The organism is Caldimicrobium thiodismutans, assembly GCF_001548275.1.
Lineage (GTDB): Bacteria > Desulfobacterota > Thermodesulfobacteria > Thermodesulfobacteriales > Thermodesulfobacteriaceae > Caldimicrobium > Caldimicrobium thiodismutans.
The window spans coordinates 1,377,263-1,396,000 of the sequence record NZ_AP014945.1 but is presented as its reverse complement, the minus strand read 5'-3'; the positions used below and the strand labels follow the sequence as shown (position 1 = coordinate 1,396,000).

The 18,738-nt window shown below is 37.6% G+C and carries 21 protein-coding genes; 11 read left to right on the top strand and 10 right to left on the bottom strand.

Annotation, left to right across the window (positions count from 1 at the left end):
- Window positions 1-47: 47 nt before the first annotated feature.
- The 8 genes from THC_RS06955 to THC_RS06920 all read left to right on the top strand — a co-directional run bounded on the left by THC_RS06955 (window position 48) and on the right by THC_RS06920 (window position 5,988).
- Window positions 48-452 carry a desulfoferrodoxin gene (locus THC_RS06955; RefSeq protein WP_068515267.1) on the top strand — a complete coding sequence of 135 codons (405 nt, stop codon included), beginning with the start codon at window positions 48-50 and terminating at the stop codon, window positions 450-452.
- 24 nt (window positions 453-476) lie between these two features.
- Complete coding sequence (rd, locus tag THC_RS06950; protein WP_068515266.1) at window positions 477-638, top strand: rubredoxin; 162 nt, start codon at window positions 477-479, stop codon at window positions 636-638.
- Between the two features lie 70 nt (window positions 639-708).
- Entirely contained in the window at window positions 709-1,056 is a 348-nt protein-coding gene (locus THC_RS06945; RefSeq protein WP_068515265.1) for a cytoplasmic protein, read from the top strand.
- 12 nt (window positions 1,057-1,068) lie between these two features.
- Window positions 1,069-2,268 carry an FprA family A-type flavoprotein gene (locus THC_RS06940; RefSeq protein ID WP_068515263.1) on the top strand — a complete coding sequence of 400 codons (1,200 nt, stop codon included), beginning with the start codon at window positions 1,069-1,071 and terminating at the stop codon, window positions 2,266-2,268.
- Window positions 2,234-2,959, top strand: coding sequence for a DVU0298 family protein (locus THC_RS06935; protein WP_068515262.1), 726 nt, complete (start codon window positions 2,234-2,236; stop codon window positions 2,957-2,959). Before THC_RS06940 ends, THC_RS06935 begins: the two co-directional genes overlap by 35 nt.
- 388 nt (window positions 2,960-3,347) lie before the next feature.
- Window positions 3,348-5,144 (top strand): KUP/HAK/KT family potassium transporter, encoded by a 1,797-nt coding sequence (locus THC_RS06930; RefSeq protein WP_068515261.1) that lies wholly within the window; start codon window positions 3,348-3,350, stop codon window positions 5,142-5,144.
- A gap of 3 nt (window positions 5,145-5,147) precedes the next feature.
- Complete coding sequence (locus tag THC_RS06925) at window positions 5,148-5,417, top strand: hypothetical protein (RefSeq protein WP_068515260.1); 270 nt, start codon at window positions 5,148-5,150, stop codon at window positions 5,415-5,417.
- A complete protein-coding gene (locus THC_RS06920; protein ID WP_068515258.1) occupies window positions 5,353-5,988 on the top strand; it encodes a nucleotidyl transferase AbiEii/AbiGii toxin family protein in 636 nt (211 codons plus the stop codon). The genes THC_RS06925 and THC_RS06920 overlap by 65 nt, the downstream gene beginning before the upstream one ends.
- Here the strand turns inward: THC_RS06920 and THC_RS06915 are convergent.
- Genes THC_RS06915 through THC_RS06900 form a run of 4 tightly spaced genes read right to left on the bottom strand, consistent with a single transcriptional unit; the run spans window position 5,985 to window position 9,023 of the window.
- The gene (locus tag THC_RS06915) at window positions 5,985-6,224 is read right to left on the bottom strand and encodes a thioredoxin family protein (RefSeq protein ID WP_068515256.1); all 240 of its coding nucleotides are present in this window, start codon (window positions 6,222-6,224) and stop codon (window positions 5,985-5,987) included. The genes THC_RS06920 and THC_RS06915 overlap by 4 nt on opposite strands.
- Window positions 6,225-6,244: 20 nt before the next feature.
- Window positions 6,245-7,501, bottom strand: a complete 1,257-nt coding sequence (locus tag THC_RS06910) for a permease (RefSeq protein WP_068515254.1) — start codon at window positions 7,499-7,501, stop codon at window positions 6,245-6,247.
- A gap of 3 nt (window positions 7,502-7,504) precedes the next feature.
- Window positions 7,505-8,629 (bottom strand): ACR3 family arsenite efflux transporter, encoded by a 1,125-nt coding sequence (gene arsB / locus THC_RS06905; protein WP_068515252.1) that lies wholly within the window; start codon window positions 8,627-8,629, stop codon window positions 7,505-7,507.
- Window positions 8,613-9,023: an ArsR/SmtB family transcription factor gene (locus THC_RS06900; RefSeq protein WP_068515250.1), complete on the bottom strand. Its 411-nt coding sequence runs from the start codon at window positions 9,021-9,023 to the stop codon at window positions 8,613-8,615. Before THC_RS06900 ends, arsB begins: the two co-directional genes overlap by 17 nt.
- 242 nt (window positions 9,024-9,265) lie before the next feature.
- On the opposite strand from THC_RS06900, the gene THC_RS06895 reads away from it, so the two are divergent.
- The 3 genes from THC_RS06895 to THC_RS06885 are packed head-to-tail and all read left to right on the top strand — an operon-like array spanning window position 9,266 to window position 12,694.
- Complete coding sequence (locus THC_RS06895; RefSeq protein WP_167344333.1) at window positions 9,266-10,336, top strand: glycosyltransferase family 4 protein; 1,071 nt, start codon at window positions 9,266-9,268, stop codon at window positions 10,334-10,336.
- A 5-nt stretch (window positions 10,337-10,341) separates the two neighbouring features.
- Complete coding sequence (locus tag THC_RS06890) at window positions 10,342-12,027, top strand: ATP-binding protein (protein ID WP_068515246.1); 1,686 nt, start codon at window positions 10,342-10,344, stop codon at window positions 12,025-12,027.
- Entirely contained in the window at window positions 12,002-12,694 is a 693-nt protein-coding gene (locus THC_RS06885) for a response regulator transcription factor (RefSeq protein WP_068515245.1), read from the top strand. Before THC_RS06890 ends, THC_RS06885 begins: the two co-directional genes overlap by 26 nt.
- On the opposite strand, the gene THC_RS06880 is transcribed toward THC_RS06885, so the two are convergent.
- The 6 genes from THC_RS06880 to THC_RS06855 form a co-directional block, all read right to left on the bottom strand.
- The gene (locus THC_RS06880; RefSeq protein ID WP_068515243.1) at window positions 12,681-13,502 is read right to left on the bottom strand and encodes a 4Fe-4S binding protein; all 822 of its coding nucleotides are present in this window, start codon (window positions 13,500-13,502) and stop codon (window positions 12,681-12,683) included. The genes THC_RS06885 and THC_RS06880 overlap by 14 nt on opposite strands.
- A gap of 1 nt (window position 13,503) precedes the next feature.
- Window positions 13,504-13,980, bottom strand: a complete 477-nt coding sequence (locus tag THC_RS06875; RefSeq protein WP_068515240.1) for a 4Fe-4S dicluster domain-containing protein — start codon at window positions 13,978-13,980, stop codon at window positions 13,504-13,506.
- A 6-nt stretch (window positions 13,981-13,986) separates the two neighbouring features.
- Window positions 13,987-14,220: a hypothetical protein gene (locus THC_RS06870; protein WP_068515238.1), complete on the bottom strand. Its 234-nt coding sequence runs from the start codon at window positions 14,218-14,220 to the stop codon at window positions 13,987-13,989.
- A 1-nt stretch (window position 14,221) separates the two neighbouring features.
- Entirely contained in the window at window positions 14,222-16,534 is a 2,313-nt protein-coding gene (locus THC_RS06865) for a molybdopterin-dependent oxidoreductase (protein WP_068515234.1), read from the bottom strand.
- A 14-nt stretch (window positions 16,535-16,548) separates the two neighbouring features.
- A complete protein-coding gene (locus THC_RS06860) occupies window positions 16,549-16,932 on the bottom strand; it encodes a hypothetical protein (RefSeq protein ID WP_068515231.1) in 384 nt (127 codons plus the stop codon).
- A gap of 66 nt (window positions 16,933-16,998) precedes the next feature.
- Window positions 16,999-18,684 (bottom strand): ammonia-forming cytochrome c nitrite reductase subunit c552, encoded by a 1,686-nt coding sequence (locus THC_RS06855; protein ID WP_197650954.1) that lies wholly within the window; start codon window positions 18,682-18,684, stop codon window positions 16,999-17,001.
- Window positions 18,685-18,738: the final 54 nt, after the last annotated feature.

Below are 18,738 nucleotides of genomic sequence, written 5' to 3'. Positions count from 1 at the left end.
TTTTCTTTAGACTTATTATAATTAAAAATCCATAAAGGAGGTGCGCCATGGCAGAAAGGTTAGAACTTTACAAGTGTCAGGTTTGTGGAAACATTGTGCTTGTTATGCATGGAGGAAAAGGTCAGCTTGTTTGCTGTAATAAACCTATGGAGCTTCAGAAACCTGGAACAGTTGATGCGGCCTTGGAAAAGCATGTTCCTGTAATTGAAAAGCATGGAGATGTTTATAAGGTCAAGGTGGGAAGTGTCCCTCATCCTATGACAGAAGAGCATTATATTGAGTGGATTGAGCTTCATGCTGATGGAGACAGAGTTTATATTAAATTTTTAAAACCTGGAGATGCCCCTGAGGCAGAATTTACAGTGAAGGCAAACAGGGTGCTTGCCAAGGAATGGTGTAATCTCCATGCCTATTGGGAAGGAGCCCAGGTTTGCGAACCCTCTGAGAAATAAAATTTTAAAAAAGAGGAGGAACCTATGAAAAAATACAAGTGTAATGTCTGTGGTTATGTTTATGATCCTGAGACAGGAGATCCAAGCCAGAATATACCACCTGGCACACCCTTTGAGAAATTACCAGATTCCTGGACTTGCCCTGTTTGTGGAGCCTCAAAAGAGGATTTCAGCCCAGAAGATTAAGGTTTTAAATCTATTACGGGGATAGGCTCAGGCCTATCCCATTGATTTCTAATTTTAGAGGGAGGGCACGATGTCCAAATATGCTCTTTTTGCCTTTCGTGGTGAACCAATGTGTTTTATTCATGTCTTACTTAATGCCTTAAATATTAATAATCTGGGATTTGAGGTTAAAGTTATTATTGAAGGAGAGGCAACCAAGCTTCTTTCCGAATTATACGAAGAGGGATCAGCTTTAAACATACTTTACAGGCAATGTTTGGAAAGGGATCTTATCGCAGGAATTTGTAAAGCCTGTTCTCAAAAATTTGGAACTTATGAACTTGCCCTTGAGAAGGGGTTAAAGATTCTTGATGATATGGCTAATCATGCAGGAATGGGGCCTTTTTTAAAGGAAGGGTATCAAATCATTACCTTCTAAAAAGGAGGGGGTATGAAAGCAGTAAAGGTTAAAGAGGATTTTTACTGGGTTGGTGCTATTGACTGGAATGTGAGAAATTTTCACGGGTATTCTACCTTTAGAGGCACCACTTATAATGCCTATTTACTGATTGATGAAAAGATTGTTCTCTTTGACACTGTTAAACACGGATTTGAAGAGGAATTATTAAAAAGAGTAAGCTCAGTTATTGATCCTCAAAAAATTGACTATCTTGTGGTAAATCACATTGAACCGGATCATGCTGGAGGCTTTGCAAAGATTGTTGAGGTTATAAAGCCTGAAAAGATTTTTTTAACCAAAAATGCAAGACAGGGAATTCTTGCCCATTTTCATAAAGAAAACTATCCCTTTGAAGAGGTTAAAACAGGAACCACTGTGAAGGTGGGAAAAAGATCTCTTACCTTTCTTGAAACACCTATGATTCACTGGCCAGATAGCATGATGACCTATATTCCTGAAGAGCGCATCCTTGTCTCCCAGGATGCCTTTGGAGCCCATTATGCATCAAGCGGAAGATTTGATGATGAGGTTGATTTGTGTGAGCTTATTCAGGAGGCTCGTAAGTATTATGCCAATATTGTTTATCCCTATTCTCCCCAGGTGAATAAACTTTTAAAGACAGTAAAAGAGATGAATCTTCAGATTGAAATGATCTGCCCAGACCATGGAGTAATCTGGAGAAAACATCCTGAAAAAATTGTCTCCCTTTATGAGAGATGGAGCTCTTATACCTGTGATCCAAGGGTTTTAATCCTTTATGATACTATGTGGAAAAGCACGGAAAAAATGGCTTATGCAGTTATGGAGGGAGTCCTTGAAGAGGGAGTTCCTGTAAAGATGTGTAAACTTTCTGTTACAGACTGGACAGAGCTTATGGCTGATGTTCTTGAGGCAAGGGGCCTGATACTTGGTTCTCCCACCTTAAATAACGGTTTTTTGCCCACAGTTTCAGGCTTTTTAACCTATATGAAAGGTCTTAGACCAAGAGGAAAGGTTGGAGCTTCCTTTGGATCTTATGGCTGGAGTGGAGAAGCCGTAAAGCTCCTCAATCAATATCTTCAAGAGATTCAAGCTGAAATTGCTCATGAAGGGATCCGGGTAAAATATGTGCCTGATGAAAAGGTTCTTTCCGAATGTGTAGAGCTTGGAAGAGCAGTTGCTAAGAGAGTTAAGGAGCTTTGTTCTGCTTAGCGAGGGTTATTTAAAAGGGAAGATCTGGTCAATCCTTGAAAATACCGGGCTTGAGGAGCTAAAAGAAGCCCTCAGGCCCTATCCCCCTGGAAAAAGGGTAAGCTTTTTGATTGGGGCTTTTTTGCATCCAAAGGAAGAAATTCGCTGGAAGGCCATTTATGCCTTTGGATTCACAGTGGCTCAGATTGGAGAACTTGATTTAGAAAGGGCACGCATTGTTATAAGAAGACTAATATGGATGCTTAATGAAGAATCAGGCGGGATGGCATGGGGAGTTGGAGAGGCCTTTGCTGAAGCCCTTTATAACTCTGAAGCCCTAAAAAGAGAATACCTGCAGATCTATGTCTCCTATATCTGGCCTGAAGGAAACTATCTTGAGTATCCACCAGCTCAAAGAGGCATAATCTGGGGAGTGGGAAGGCTTTCCCAGAAATACCTGAAAGATCTTATAAAGATCTCAGCCCATGAACATGTTATTTACCATTTGACCTCAGTAGATCCCTTAGTTGTCTTCTATTCTCTTTGGGCTCTAAGTTTTTTTAAAGAAGCTATTGATTTAAAAGTCCTTGAGGGAACGATAAATCAAGCCCTATCCTTTGTGGAAAGAGCCCTTCCTGAACAGCTCATGTTTGATGGAAACACCATAAAGGTTTATAAGCCTTCTGAAATAAAAGCCCTTTTCCAGGTTTAAAATCAAATTCAGGCCGTAATGCCTCCTTTAATTTTCTAAAGGAAATTATTTTACCTTCCTCACCTTTTTATTGTCAATTTTATCCCAGAAAATAATTCCCTCTTTTCTCTAAATAGGCTTTCTCAAGCATTTTCTGATATCTCCTTATCTTTCTGCAAAGCTCCTTTACCTTTCCACCCACTCTTTCCTTTGAAATAAGCTTTGCTAAAGAACTAAGCTTGTAAATTTAAGAAGGGTGAAATAGATAGTTTTTTTGCGAAGGTTAAATAGAAGATCTAAATTGGATTTAGAAGATTTTTTATATGAGGCAACGATAAAATTTTAAATAGATTTTTAATGAGGCAATTCGGGGCTTAAAAATTCCTTAATAAGTATTAAAATAAGGGCTATGCAAAAAATTATTAAGGCCCTTGGGCTCGTTTTTGGAGACATTGGAACAAGCCCTATTTATACCTTAAGTGTTGTTTTCCTTCTTCTTCCTGCAACTCATGAAAATATCCTGGGAGTTCTCTCTATTATATTCTGGACCCTTATTATTCTTCCTACCCTTCAATATACCGTTCTTGCCATGAGTTTAAGCTTGAGGGGTGAGGGAGGAACCTTAATTCTTTCAGAGATCTTAAGATCACTTATAAAATCAAAAAGGGCTTTGGGAATGATTATTTTCCTCAATTTTCTTGGTATTGCTCTTTTAATGGGAGATGGTGTTATAACACCTGCCATAAGTATCCTCAGTGCAGTTGAAGGAATTTCCTTAATCCCTGGGGTTCCTCATTTAACTGAGTTACATATTGTAATTATAAGTATCTTTATTGCAACTTTACTTTTTTCCTTTCAAGCCAAAGGAACTGAAAAGGTCTCCGGTGCCTTTGGTCCTGTAATGTGCCTCTGGTTTTTAAGTCTTTTTCTTCTTGGATTTTTTTATATTTTAAAAGTTCCTGAAGTTCTTAAAGCTATAAATCCCCTTTATGGAATTAAATTTCTTCAAGAGAATGGCTGGAAGGGATATTTGGCTCTTGGTGAGATTATTCTCTGTGCTACAGGGTCCGAGGCCATGTATGCAGATATGGGGCATCTCGGGGCAAGGCCTATTAAACAGGCCTGGAAACTTGTTTTTATAGCCTTAATAATTAACTATTTTGGTCAGGGTGCCTTTCTTATTTTAAATCCCCAGGCCAAATTTGTTCTTTTTGAGATGTGTCTTAAACTTGTTTCCTACCTGTATGTGCCTTTTCTTATTCTTACCCTTTTTGCAACTATTATCGCCTCTCAAGCTATGATAAGTGCCATGTTTAGTATTGTCTATCAAGCTATTTCTGCAAGACTTTTACCCATTCTTAAAGTTAAATATACTTCACGGGAGCTTGCCTCCCAGATTTATATCGGCACAGTAAACTGGCTCTTTTATGCAGCAGTTTGTTATATCATGTATTTCTTTGGAAGTTCAGCAAAACTTGCTTCTGCTTATGGACTTGCAGTTACCGCAGATATGTGCATAACAGGAATCTTTCTTATTACTGTTTTTTTTATAAAGAAAAACTATAAATATTTTCTCCTTGCCATTTTTACCGCTTTAACTTCTTTCCTTTATTTTACTTCAACTCTTCATAAATTTTCTGAAGGTGGTTATTGGTCACTTCTTCTTGCAAGTGTCCCCTTTATTGTTATTCTTCTATATACCCAGGGTCAAAAAAAGCTTTATCAGAGTATGAAGTTTTTATCTCGTGAAGAGTTCATTCATAAATTTAGAAGGTTTTATGCACATAATCCCAAAATCCAGGGAACCGCATTATTTTTTATTCGTGATCCCTATACCTTTCCCCCTTATGTTATAGAAACTATCTTTTTCCATGGAATAATCTATGAAGAAAATATCTTTGTTTCTCTTATTCGCAAAAATGAACCCTATGGAATTACCACAGGCTTTCTTGAAGAATTATGCCCTGGAGCCAAAGTTTTTGAAATTGCCTATGGTTATATGGAATATTTAAGAGTTGAAGATATTTTAAGAGAGCATGGTATTGACGAAAGAGCTATCTTTTACGGCCTTGAAGATATTGAAACCAGACACCCCATCTGGAAATTATATGCCCTGATTAAACAATTGAGCCCCCATTTTGTAAAATTTCTGGATCTTCCAGCAACTAAACTCCATGGAGTTCTTACAAGAATTGAAATTATTTAAGGTATGAAAGAAGATAGGCTTAAAAAATTCGCCTGGGATAAAATTCAGAATGAAGAGGAGTTAATCCTAAGAGCTATGCTTTATGATGACCCTCAATGGATATTGAAAAGCTTTTCTAAAGATCTCCTTAAAAACCTCTTTCTCAAACATATTCATAGATTTGAAAGAGAAAACAGGTCTTTCTGGAGTTTAGTTTTAGAGGTGAGTAATGAAGAAATTGAGCAGGCCTCAAAAAGAAGCTTTAGAGAAAGTAGTAAACTCCTCTCTTACTGAGGGTTTTTACTTAGCAGGGGGAACTGCCCTTACTATTAAATATTCTCATAGAACCTCTGAAGATTTTGATTTCTTTACTTTCCCTGAGTATCAAATTAATCTTATAACCTTTGATGTTAAAACTCATAACTTACCCTTAGAATGGTTAATAAAAAAAAGGGATACCCTTATTTTCTTTTACTTAATTTACTCTCATCAAATAAAATTTTCCTTTTTCCAGTATCCATACCCCCTTCTTGAAAAACCGAAATTCCATACTGAACTTAAAATTTACATAGCATGTGACATTGATATTGCTTGTATGAAAGCAATTTCCATTGCCCAAAGGGGCTCGAAAAAAGATTTCTTTGATCTCTGGTTTTTAATTAGGCATCATCGCTGGGAACTCAAAGATCTTCTTAACTTCCTTAAGAAAAAATATTCTAACTATAACCCTGCCATCTTTCTCAAAGCTCTTACCTATTTTGAGGATGGAGAAAGAGAATCTTTCCCGGAAATTGACCCCCTCTGGCCAGAAATTAAAGAATACTTTTTACAAAGGGTTTCAAATTATTTAAAAAATTTAAATTAACTCTTTAAAAGTTCCTTTATTTCCTCTACTGATAAAACCTTCCCCTGAGAAACAAGCTTCCCATCAATTACAAGACCTGGAGTTGTAAGCACTCCATGGGCAGCAATCTGCATAAAATCCTTTATCTTTACAAGATCTGCAGGAATTCCAAGCTCATCAAGGGCCTTAACCACATTTTCATAAAGGAGTTCACACTTTGGACAGCCAGGACCAAGCACCTTAATCTCTCTTTTCATAGCTTCACCCCCCTTTAAATTTATCCAAAGATTATTTGATAAATATAGCCATAAAGGGCTGAAATTAAAACCACAAGCAATACATAGGTTAGAGTTCTTTTAGTTCCCATTATGGCTCTGAGCACAAGGATACTGGGAAGGGAAACCGCAGGTCCCGCAAGAAGCATACTCAGGGCTGGACCTGCCTTTACTCCCTGAGCCATAAGCCCCTGAATAATAGGAACTTCTGTTAAAGTTGCAAAATACATAAGTGCAGTAATTACTGCAGAAAGAAAATGAGTAATAAATCCTGTTCCTCCAAGAAGGCCTTCAATGAATCTTTTTGGAATATAGCCTTCTCCTTCAACACCACCAAGGAAAAACCCTGAAACGAAAACCCCCAAGAAAAGTAAGGGAAAAATCTGTTTGGCAAGGATATAGGAATTGTCAAACCACTCAGTAAGGATTCCCCCACTTTTATTGGCAAGATAGGAAACTGAAATCACCCCCAGGATAAAGGGGATCTCTTTATAAGGGGTAGCAAAATAAGAAAGAATAACAAGAAGGGAAGAAATAATTAAACCTTTCAGAGCCACCCCAAAGAAGAGCTTCATCTCATAAAGCAAAAGAAGATAAAGAAGATATAAAAGGAGCCATTTAAAAGAGAGTTTCGAGGTAGCAATAAGAAGTATGGCAACCAGGGTTGCAAGAAAAAGGGTTGCCTTTCCAAGGCTTAATCCTTTTTTAGCATGAAAACCTTGAAATCCAGAAAGCCTCTTTTTTTCTGATTCACGGAAAATAAAATGCATGAGCACACCGATTAAAATACCCATTGAGATAGAACCAATAGCCCTTGCAATACCTATATTTAAGCCAAGAACCTTGGCAGAAAGCACAATAGCAAGCACATTTATAGCAGGCCCGGAATAAAGAAAAGTGGTTGCAGGCCCAATTCCTGCTCCCTGAAGATAAAGCCCTGCAAAAAGGGGTAAAACAGTGCAGGAACAAACAGCAAGCACTGTCCCGGAGATAGAAGCCACAAGAAAGGCAAAAACCTTGGAAGAATCCGGACCAAGATACTTGAGAACGGACTCCTTGGAAATAAAAGTGCTAATGGCTCCTGCAATAAAAAAGGCAGGAATCAAACAGAAAAGCACATGCTCCTTAGCATACCAGCTGAGAAGTAACGCCCCTTCCTTTAAACCCTGAAGGATCCTCTCAGGCACAGGAAAAAAATAAAAAAAGGCAAAAAAGAACACAAACCCAAAGAGATATTTAATCTCCCGCTTAAGATCCATACCTTAATTCCCCTCCCTATAAAGTCTCTCCCTAAGCTTTAGAGCTACATTAACTAAAAAAATTAGTATGGGCACCTCAAGTAAAGGGCCAATAACTGTTGCAAAGGCCTGATCACTTTGAATTCCCCAGATAGCAACGGCTACAGCAATGGCAAGTTCAAAATCATTACTGGCTGCTGTAAAGGATACCGCTGTAGCCTTAGGATACTCCACACCCAATCTATAGGTAACAAAAAAAGTCACAAACCACATAATTAAAAAATAAAGGGTAAGGGGAAGAGCAACCCTTAAAACATGAAGAGGTAGCTCAACAATCAACTGTCCCTTAAGAGAAAACATAAGGACTATGGTGTAAAGAAGAGCTGCAGGAGTTATAAAACTTATCTTTGGAGAAAGAACTTTTTCAAACCAAACCCTTCCTTTCAGTGCAAAACTGCCATATCTTGTTATTAAACCCATAATAAAGGGGATTCCAAGATAAATAAAAACGGTTTTAGCAGCCTCTTTTATGGAAACCTCAGCCTGAACTTCACCAAAGCCAATAAGTTTTAGCCCTAAGGTAATAAAAAGGTAGATATAAACTGCATAAAAAAGCACCTGAAAGATAGCATTAAAGGAGACAAGACCTACAGCTAATTCTCGGTCTCCTTCTGCAAGGTCATTCCAGACAATCACCATAGCAATACATCTGGCAAGTCCAACAAGAATCACTCCCATCATATAGCCTGGATAGTCTCTTAAAAGAAGAACAGCAAGAATCCACATAACCAGAGGGCCAGCAATCCAGTTCTGAAAAAGAGAAAAACCGAGAAGCTTCAGATTCAAATAAGCTTTTTTTTTCATTTCCAGTGGTAATTTTCCTCTCTGTCTTTCCAAAATCATAGCGAAACCCAGAGACTGTGGCATAGCCTCATATTTCACCTTGGCAAGAGGAGGATACATCATAAGAATTAAACCAAGGGCTATGGGGAGAGAAGTAGTTCCTACACTCAAAGAACTTATAAGATCGCCTATGGGTGGATAAATATAACCAAGAGAAACTCCTGCTACCATAGCTAAAAAAATCCAAAGCGTAAGTAACCTCTCAAATCTTGATAGTCTCTCAGATTTTTCAGCGCTTTTTTTCACAAATTTCCCCCTCACAATAAATAGGTATCTCCCTTAATTTTTTAGCAGTTTCGAGAATCTCAGGCCTATCTTTCAGAACAAACAAAATTTTCTCAACAAGCTCTTTAGTAAATTCATCCTCAAAGGCAAGAGAATAAATCTGATAAAATTTTTTCCGAGAGCTTGTTATAAAGCCTGCTTGCTCTAATTTTTGAAGGTGTTTGGTAAGAGTTGGCTGAGATACTCCGAGAAGCTGAGTTAGCTCACAAACACAGCAGGGCCTGATACTTAAAAGATAGAGGATCTTAAGCCTGTTAGGATCAGAAAGAGCCTTAAGCTTCTGGGATAGTCTCTTAATCTGCATATTTTTAAATTTAATACCTTTATAGCCATTTGTCAATATAGGTGCATACATCTATAATCTTTTAAAACTTAACGAAGCTTTTTCTGCCACTTTTCCTTTCACCTCTCACTTCACACCTCTCACCTCTTACCTCTTACCAACCATCCCTTTTCTTTTAAGGATATGAACTTATGCAAAAAACCTCTTTCCAAACAAAAATCACATCTCTAATTTTGGAGCTACTTAAGTTTGAGAGGATACTTTAATTTTCTGAAAGTCAGGTTAAATTTATAAAAATGTTGCACTATTTAATTTTGGCCTTTATAATTTCCTTTTTTTCCTCAATTCTTGTTATCAGGTTAAGTTATAAATATAGAAAACTTCTATCTGAGGGACTGCACGAGGGTCCCCAGAGATTACACCAAATGCCAGCCCCAAGGCTCGGAGGAATTGGGCTTTTTCTTGCCCTTGGGGCCTGTGCCGGTCTAAGCTTCTTAAAGGGAGATGCCTTTAGAAAAGAATATGTTCTCCTTTATTCAGCTGTTTTACCTGCCTTTTTAGCAGGATTAGGGGAAGACTTAACGGGTAGGCTTAAAGTAAAATGGAGACTTGGACTAATTGGAATTTCTGCTTGCCTTGCCATTTTTTTTCTTTCTGCAAAGATTACCCGTTTAGATCTTCCTGGAATTGATCTTGCCCTTTCCATCTCTTTAATATCCTTTTTCTTTACTGTCTTTGCAGTAACTGGGGTAACAAATTCTATAAATATCATCGATGGCTTTAATGGTCTTGCCAGTATGGTCTCTATTATAATCCTTCTTTCCCTTTCCTTTGTGAGTTATAAGTTAAGTGATTACTTTTTAACTACTTTTGCTTTAAGTCTTGTAGGAGCATTAACGGGTTTTTTTCTTTTGAATTATCCTGCAGGTTTTATTTTTCTTGGGGATAGTGGTGCCTATTTTACAGGTTTTTATATAGCTGAAATATCTGTTCTTCTTGTTAATAAACACCCTGAGGTCTCTCCATGGTTTCCTTTTCTTGTCTGTATTTATCCCATCTTTGAAACCCTTTTTTCTATTTATAGAAGAAAAGTTATCAAAGGGACCTCCCCAGGTCTTCCTGATGCTTTGCATCTTCATTCCATAATTTTTAAAATCATAACCAAATGGCTTCTTGGTCCTTTAGCTGATAAGACCTTGAGAAATGCTCTGACCTCACCTTTTCTCTGGGCCTTAACCATGTTAAGCGTCATTCCTGCCCTTTTATTCTGGGATCATACTTTGGCTCTCCTTTTTATCAGTTTTCTTTTTGGATTATTTTATGTCTATTTTTATTGGAAACTTATATATCTAAAAATGCCCAAATATATAAGAAAAAAAACTTAGCAAGCATGCTTGAAAGTTTAAAACTTAAAATTACTCAAAGGTTTATTCTTTCTTTAAATCTATTAATCCTTTTTCTTTTACTTCTTCCTCTAATATATCTATTTAATTATTTGGAAAAAGTATTTCTGCTTCAGGTAAAAAAGCAGGCTCTCACAGTTTATCAACAGATAGTTATAACTCGTAAATGGATAGCTGAACATGGGGGTATTTATGTTGAAAAACTTCCTTGGGTTGAAGAAAATCCTTATTTACAGAAAATAGGGGAAAAGACCAAAATTCTTACCCGGGAAGGAAGGATCCTTATTAAGCAAAATCCTGCCCTTATTACTCGTCAACTTTCTGATCTTGCCCGCACTAATAATCTTTATTGGTTTAAGCTCACAAGCCTTAAATATATCAATCCCTTTAATAAGCCAGATAAAACTGAAGAAGAGGCCCTATATTTTTTTGAGATGAATAATAATCTGGAGGAATTTTCAAGAATTGAAAAAATCAATCATAACTACTACTTTAGACTTATTAAACCTATTAAAACTGAAAAGGCTTGTCTTAAGTGCCATTATCTTCAGGGATATAAAGAAGGTCAAATTAGGGGAGCTATAAGTATTTTTATACCTCTTGAGGAGACTTTTTCTCGCATTAGCTATTATAAAAAAATCTTTTTATGGCTATTTTTAATCTTCTTCTTAGGGCTAAATTTTTCTGTTATTTTTCTCTCAAATAGATTTATTTTTAAACCTCTCTATTGTATTATTAGTTTATTAAATATTTTAAAAAATCTTTATGGAAAAGGAGGGCAGATATCTTATAAAAGTAATAAAATTGTCACTAATGAATGGCAAATACTTATTGAAAGTATTAACAATTTTATCAGAGAAATAAATTTTTATCAAGAAAAGATGGAAGAGCGTATTAAGGAGGTAACCAGAGCCCTTGAGGAGAAAAATATAACTCTTCAGGGCCTTCTTGAAAAGAGAAAATTTTTGATTACCCATATGGCCCATGAGATAAAGACCCCCTTAACTTCAATTAAAGGGAGCCTTGATTTTATTCGCCATTACCTTGGGCTTCAAAAGGATAAACTCAATAAAGAGGAACATGAAAGATTAGAGGAATTTCTGGAGATATCTTTAAAAAATCTTAAAAGACTGATTCAGCTTTTTAATGCCCTTATTGATCTTGAAAAGTCCGAGGCCAATCTCTTAGATCTTGAAATAACCTCCTTTAAACTAAAGGAACTTATCAATGAAGTAATTGAAAGCTTAAAGGGCCTAAGCTTGGAAAAGAATTTAATTTTTGAGATTAATGTTCAGGATGACCTTTTTATAAGAGCTGATCGTGAAAAAATGGGAGTGATCCTGAGTAATTTACTACATAATGCCATTAAGTTTTCACCTTTATATGGAACTATTAAGATTTTTGCTTACACTAAAGAGGAAAGAATACGAATTGAGGTTGAAGATCAAGGTAAGGGCCTAAGTGAGGTTGAAATAGATAAGGTATTTGAAAAATTTTATAAAGGTGAATCTACAGGATTTGGGCTTGGTCTTGCAATTACCAAGGCCTATGTTGAGGCCCATGGAGGAATCATTGGTGCTCTAAGTCGCTCCAGGGGCTCTCTCTTTTATATTGAAATTCCCCATTATTTAGATATAGTTAAAAAATATGGAAAAGAAAATACTAATAGTTGATGATGATCCAGATATCTTGAAAGTAGTCTCAGCCTTTCTTGAACTGGAAGACTTTAAAGCCTATCAGGCAGGGTCAATTACTGAGGCAAGAGCTCTCTTTGAAAAAAACTTTCCGGATTTAATCATTCTTGATATAATGCTTCCAGATGAAAGTGGTCTTGAATGGTTGAAGGAAGTCAAAAGATTTTATCCATTACTACCTGTGCTTCTCCTTACTGCTAAAAGTTCAGTTTCAGATAAGGTTATTGGTTTTGAACTTGGGGCTGATGATTACCTTGCTAAACCCTTTGAACCCCTTGAGCTTGTTGCAAGATGCAAAGCCTTATTAAGAAAAAAGGAAATTTATACCAAAAGGGATCAAAGAATCTTAAAAATTAAAGACCTGGAAATTGATTTTGAAGGAAAAAAGATTTACAAACGGGGAAAAGAAATTTCTTTAACTCCTAAGGAATGGGCTATCTTAAGTCTTCTTCTTTCAAAACCTGGTAAAGTCTTTTCAAGGGAGGAAATAAAAGAAGTCCTTTGGAAAGATAAAGAGGTTTATAACTGGAGTAGAGTACTCGATGTTCACATAAAGCATTTAAGAGATAAAATTGAAGACGATCCCTCCTTACCCGAATATATTCTCACAATTTATGGCCAGGGCTATAAATTTAGAGAATTTTAAAGCTTAAAGGATTCTCTTTCTTTCGCAGAGCCATACAGGTATCTACACATTTACCACAATTATAGCAATTCTCTAAATGATTTCCAAGGTGAGGAGTTAAACCAAGGGGACACTCAAAACTGCAAAGGGCACACTCTTTACAGGTTAAATCTTCCCTTTTAAGAACCCTCAAACCTCTTTTCCATTTAGCTAAACCCAAAATAATTCCTGTGGGACAAATAAAATTGCACCAAATTCTTTTTTTGAAAAAAAGATCTATCACAAGAATTGTTATTATCAAAAGAGTGCTAAATAAGATCAAGGAATAGAGGTGAAGAATAAGTTGATGTAAAAGAACAGAAAGAAGCCCTGGCATTAAAAGATAATAGGGAAGAGGGGAAATAAAAGTTCCCAAGAAGAGGGCTATAATTAACCAGATTTTTTTATTTCTTGATGAGGTCATAAAATAAAAGAGGGGTTTTCTTTTTAAAAAAAGAGTTTTCAGATATTCAAGGATTTCGTATAAAAAATTATAAGGGCAGACCCAACTGCAAAAAACCCTTCCAAGAAAAAAGGCTATTAAAATAGGAATAAAAAAGCCCATAATGGTAAAGATATAAAAATCAGGTTTAAAAAGATTTCGAAAAAGGTAGGTAAGATAAATATAAGGATCTACAATATGAATTGGGCCAATTTTAAAGGAATAAAAGGAACCCAAGAAAAAACTCTGTCTATGAGAGGTATAGTAAACCACAAAGAAAAAAATCCAGGTTCCTATCTGTAAAAATCTTCTTATTAAAGTAATTTTACCTACGAAAAAACTTTTCATCTTAATCTTTCTTTGGTTCAATAATTATGGCTGATGGCTCAACAGGGCAAACATTTTCACAGATACCACACCCTACACAGTATTTTTCAATAACCACAGGTAAAAGCTCATCTGTCATTTTTAAGGCCTTATCAAAAATGGGACAGTTCATAAAACAGGCTCTGCAAAAACTTCCCTGATAAGCCCAGCAAGTATTTTTATTAATCTTGGCCACTCCCATTTTGACTTTATTCTTATCACTCAGGGTTCTATCCAGGGCGCCACTGGGACACACAGGAGGACATTTCATGCAGAGATAACAGGGTTTTTTTCTGGCAATAATATAAGGCAGACCAAAATAAAAGGGATTTTCCCAGGAGGTAAGCACAATGCTATTATATGGACAGATCTGCTGGCACTTTCCACATCTAAGACATTTTTTTACAAATTCAGACTCCCTTACTGCCCCGGGAGGACGAAGAAAACTTTTGATAAACATTCGTCTTTAAGAACTCCCTTCGCGATCTTCTTGAAATGATGAAAGTATAGATAGACCTAAAAATCCTGGAATATTTAAAAGAATTTCATTTACTCTTTTCCATTCCTCTAAATCCTGAACTTCTATTACTCCAATAAGTTTATCCTCTTTACTTCCATATATAGTTAAAAAAGGAAGGGCCGAGAGGGCCTTTTCAGCCCCCCTCTCGGCAAGATCAATCATTACCCCAATATAAAGCATTTTAAACCTTCTCAATCCTTACCGCAGAGATTTTAAATTCAGGCTGTTTGGAAAGGGCATCAAAGGCATCGGTGACTAAGTCATTTATAAGTTTTTCAGGATAGTGGAAGGGCACAAATAACACTCCTGGTCTTGGAATATCAACTACTTTGGCAGGAAGGACAATACTTCCCCTGCGTGAGGTTAGACGCACTTTATCTCCCGTTTTAATCCCAAGCTTTTGAGCATCTTTAGGATTAATTTCTACAAAGGCCTGAGGCGCAGCCCTCATAAGTTCAGGAACCTTCATAGTCATTGTGCCCGTATGCCAGTGTTCAATAAGGCGCCCAGTAGTAAGAACAAAGGGATAATCTTTATCCGCAGGTTCAGCAGGCCCCACTGCAGGTCTAAGCCAGATTATAGCCCTGTTTCCATCCGCAGGATTTCCATAGAAGGAAATATCTTCAGCTTTGGGATCAAACTTTTTAACCAGGGGATCTCCATATTTGGCAGTAAAGCGCCGTAATGTGCCTGGGGCTGGGTAATCTTCAGTAGGAACAGGCCAGAGCATACCATGTTCTTTAATCAGTCTTGCTCTTGTCATACCCCAGAAATTGTAAACTGTATTTTTAGAACATGCTCTCATTTCATTCCAGACATCTTCAGTAGTTTTATAGGGGAATAATTTCTTAGCTTCATCTTCTCTTCCCAGGGCAGTTAAAAGCTTTCTTGCAAAAGTTAAGATTACTTCGAAGTCTGATTTTGCTTCACCAAGGGGCTTTATAACCTGAGGCAAATATTGATATCTTCTCTCAGATTGTCCATAGGTTCCTTCTTTTTCACACCAGAGGGCTGCTGGCAAAACAAGATCTGCAAGCTCTGAAGTTCTACTGGGATGATAGGCCTCACTAACCACTAAAAAGGTGTCCCCACTTGCCATACCCTTTCTATATTTTTGGAGATTTGGAAGACTCTGCCCAGGATTTGTGCAGACCACCCAGAGACACTTAATTTCTCCTTCTGCAAATTTTGTGAATAACTCAATAGCAGTAGGTCCTGGTTTTGAATGAATTCTTCCCTTGGGAATCCCCCAGAATTCTTCCATTTCTGCTCTATGCTTTTCATTAGCAATAACTCTCCCGTAAGGAAGAAGGTGAGAAAGCAATCCCACATCACGAATACCACCACAGGCATTAGGCTGTCCTGTTAGGGAAAATGGAGTTGCCCCTGGTCTGCAGATCTGACCAGTAAGAAGATGGAGATTATGAATGAGATTATTGGCCCAGACCCCCCTTGTCCTCTGATTTATTCCCATACACCAGAAGCTCATGGTAGCTTTAGAGGTAGCAAACCACCTTGCTGCTTGAATAATCTTTTCCTTAGGACATCCTGATTTTTGCTCTGCAAGCTCAGGAGTGTATTCTTCAAGAAACTTTACATATTCGTCAAAGGTGACATTAACAGGTTTGTTATCTGGTCCCATCTTTTTAAAAACAGCATGTTTGTCAAAAAAGTCTTTATTATAAAGTTTTTCCTTTACAATGACATGGGCCATAGCATGAAGGATGAAAAGGTCTGTTCCCGGAACGAAATCAAGATATAAATCTGCATTTCTTGCCGTAAGGGTTTTCCGTGGATCTACAACAACGATTTTAACATTTCTCTTTCTCTTTTGTTCCATAACAAGTCTAAAAATAACAGGATGGGCCTCACTCATGTTTGAACCAATTATAAAAAAGCAATCCGCATGATAGATATCATCATAGCTTCCCATGGGTTCATCCTTCCCAAAGGAGGTCACATATCCAACCGCAGCAGAAGCCATACAGAGTCTTGGGTTCCCATCAATGTTATTTGTGCCAAGGGCCCCTTTATAAAGCTTATTTGCAAGATAAGACTCTTCAGAAAAAGATTGTCCAGAACCGTAAAATCCTACTGCATGAGGGCCATATTTTTTAATAGCCTCAGCAAACTTTGAGACCATAAGATTCATCGCCTTATCCCATGAAATTCTCTTCCATTTATTTCCATCCCTCACCATGGGATATTTAAGTCTATCTGGAGCATCAAGGATCTTGGGAAGATAACTTCCCTTCACACAGAGATAACCTCTGTTCCAGTTCTTATCATCTCCCTTAACTGCAACAACTTTTCCCCCTTTAACACCAATGTAAAGCCCACATCCAGCTCCACAATATCTACACACACTTTTTACCCATTTATCTACTTCAACAGCCTGAAGATTTTCTGGTAGGGAAAGCTCAAAACCAACAACAGAGGCTGCTGTTATAGCAGCACTCCATTTTAAAAAGTCTCTTCTATTCATCTCAGCCATTTTTAACACCTCCCTTATTTGTGTATATTTTTGCTTCCTGGTTTTACTTCCAAAGTATGTCCGGTATGACAAACAAAGCAGTTAGATTTTTTTGCCTTTTTCAAATCCTCAACCTTATCAGCATGACACATTACACAATTTGAGGGCTTGGCTACTCTTTCAAATCTTTTCTCAAGATCTCCATGACAGATAAAACAGCGCACTTGATTTAGACCATGAGGCCCTTTCTCCCATTCCTTAACTTTTCCTTCATGACAGCTCACACAGACCTGGGGATCTTCGGTTATCATATCTCCAATTTTGGGATGACCTTTCTTTTTAGCAGCTTCTCCTGTAAAAACCCATCCCAAAAAAAGAATTAATATAACGCTCATTAAGGGAATTATTTTTTTAATCATTCTTGACCTCCTTACTTTGTTTAGTAAATAAATAAAAAAGGGGGGCTTAGAGCCCCCCAAAAATTTTTACTTACCAGATGTCCGCTTCTCTTTTATGGCCTTTTCAAGGAGAAGGACTCCATCATTTGCTAATTGAATTGCTTTATTTAGAGAAGCAGTAGCAAGTTCGGGATTGTGAAAACCATCAGAGTTTTCAGCAGTCCACCATTCCCAATAGTGATGAGCCTGAGCGTGCTTCTGTCTTGCCTGAGCAAGAACCTCCTCAGAAACCCCGACTGCCTGGGCCTGGGCATAAGTATCCACAAGTTTTGAAATCCAGAACTCAGCCTTTCTCATCTTTCCACGGATATAATTCTGTATTCCTGAAATCACATATTCAGCTTGCTCTGGCGTCCAGTATTTATGACAGTTAACACAAACCGCAGTTCTTCCAGGCACATACTTTACACTTCTCTGCCCATGGAAGGTATAGATCTTGCCCTGTTTATTTTTAACCTTTGGCATATGACAATCCGCACAGGTCACTCCTGCTCTTTCATGTTTGCTTCCCCAGAAGGTCTCCACCTCAGGATGCTGAAGCTTAATAAGAGGAGCACCAGTTATTTCATGCTTGAAATCTCTAAAGCCTATTTCATCATAAACCTTTTCAATATCCATTACATTAACCCAGGGGAAGAAATTGGTTCTTCTATCAGCCATGGGTATAGCCTGTCCGGTCTTTGGATCAAAGCCAGGATTACAGTTATATTCTACATGACACTGGGCACACATTATATTGGCATCTGCTTTATTTAAGATTCCAATAGCTCTAAAATCCCTAAAGACAATCTTTTGGACAGTGACTTTTTTGCTCTTTTCAGGGTCATAAGGATAGGTCCCTTTACCTCTGTCAACAATGGCCTCAATCAGGGCATCTCTTACTACTCTGTGTTTAGCTGCGTGAGGATCATGACAGTGCACACAAGCAAATGTTCTGTGAGCATCCCTTGCCATCTCTACTACCTTAGAGGTTCTATCCCATTTGGCCTTGGGGTGTTTATCTCCCATATAGGCCCATTTAAGAATAAAATCTGTGGTCTTACATTGTAAGCATACAGGGTTTGCAGCTGTGGCTGCTGTTCTTGGAGTGTAAGGTGGAAAAATTTTCTGATCACTTGATGCAGGATCAGCATCTTTTAAAACTTCCCAGGCGCTTTTTTCAGCTGCCTTGGCATTAAAAAGCATAGTCCAGTCCTTAAGTTGAAATCTTCCGCCATAAGCTCTGTCCACAAGAAGATGATCAACTAAAGCAAAAATGTGGCTCCGAGGCTCAGCATGTTCCCTCGTAAAGCCATGGGGTCTCATAAGATTGTCAAAAAGAGGGGACCTACTTGTTGAGGTTGCTTTTTCAATCTTTGCCGGTGAAGCCAAATTAACACTCACAAAGGTTTCATATTGATCCTTATGGCACTGTCCGCAAACAGCATGCTCAAGGCGTGTAATAGGTTTGTTCTCCATAGGATTTTCAAGATGTTTTCCAAAGTTGGAATGACAGACATTACAGTTTAAATTTTTGTGCTTACTTGTTGCATGAAGGTCTTTAATCTCACTATGACAGCCATAACAGGTCTGAACATCCGCCTTTTCCACAGGGGATGTTACGCCCTTTTTGGCTTCAACTTGGGAATATAGGCCACCCACAACCAAGGCTCCCCCTAAAAGAGCAAGGGGTAATCCCATGCTCCATTTTAATTTTTTTCCTTTCATACCCATATCCACCTCCTGTAAAAGGTATTTTTAGACTTATTATAAAGAAATTTTTTGGAA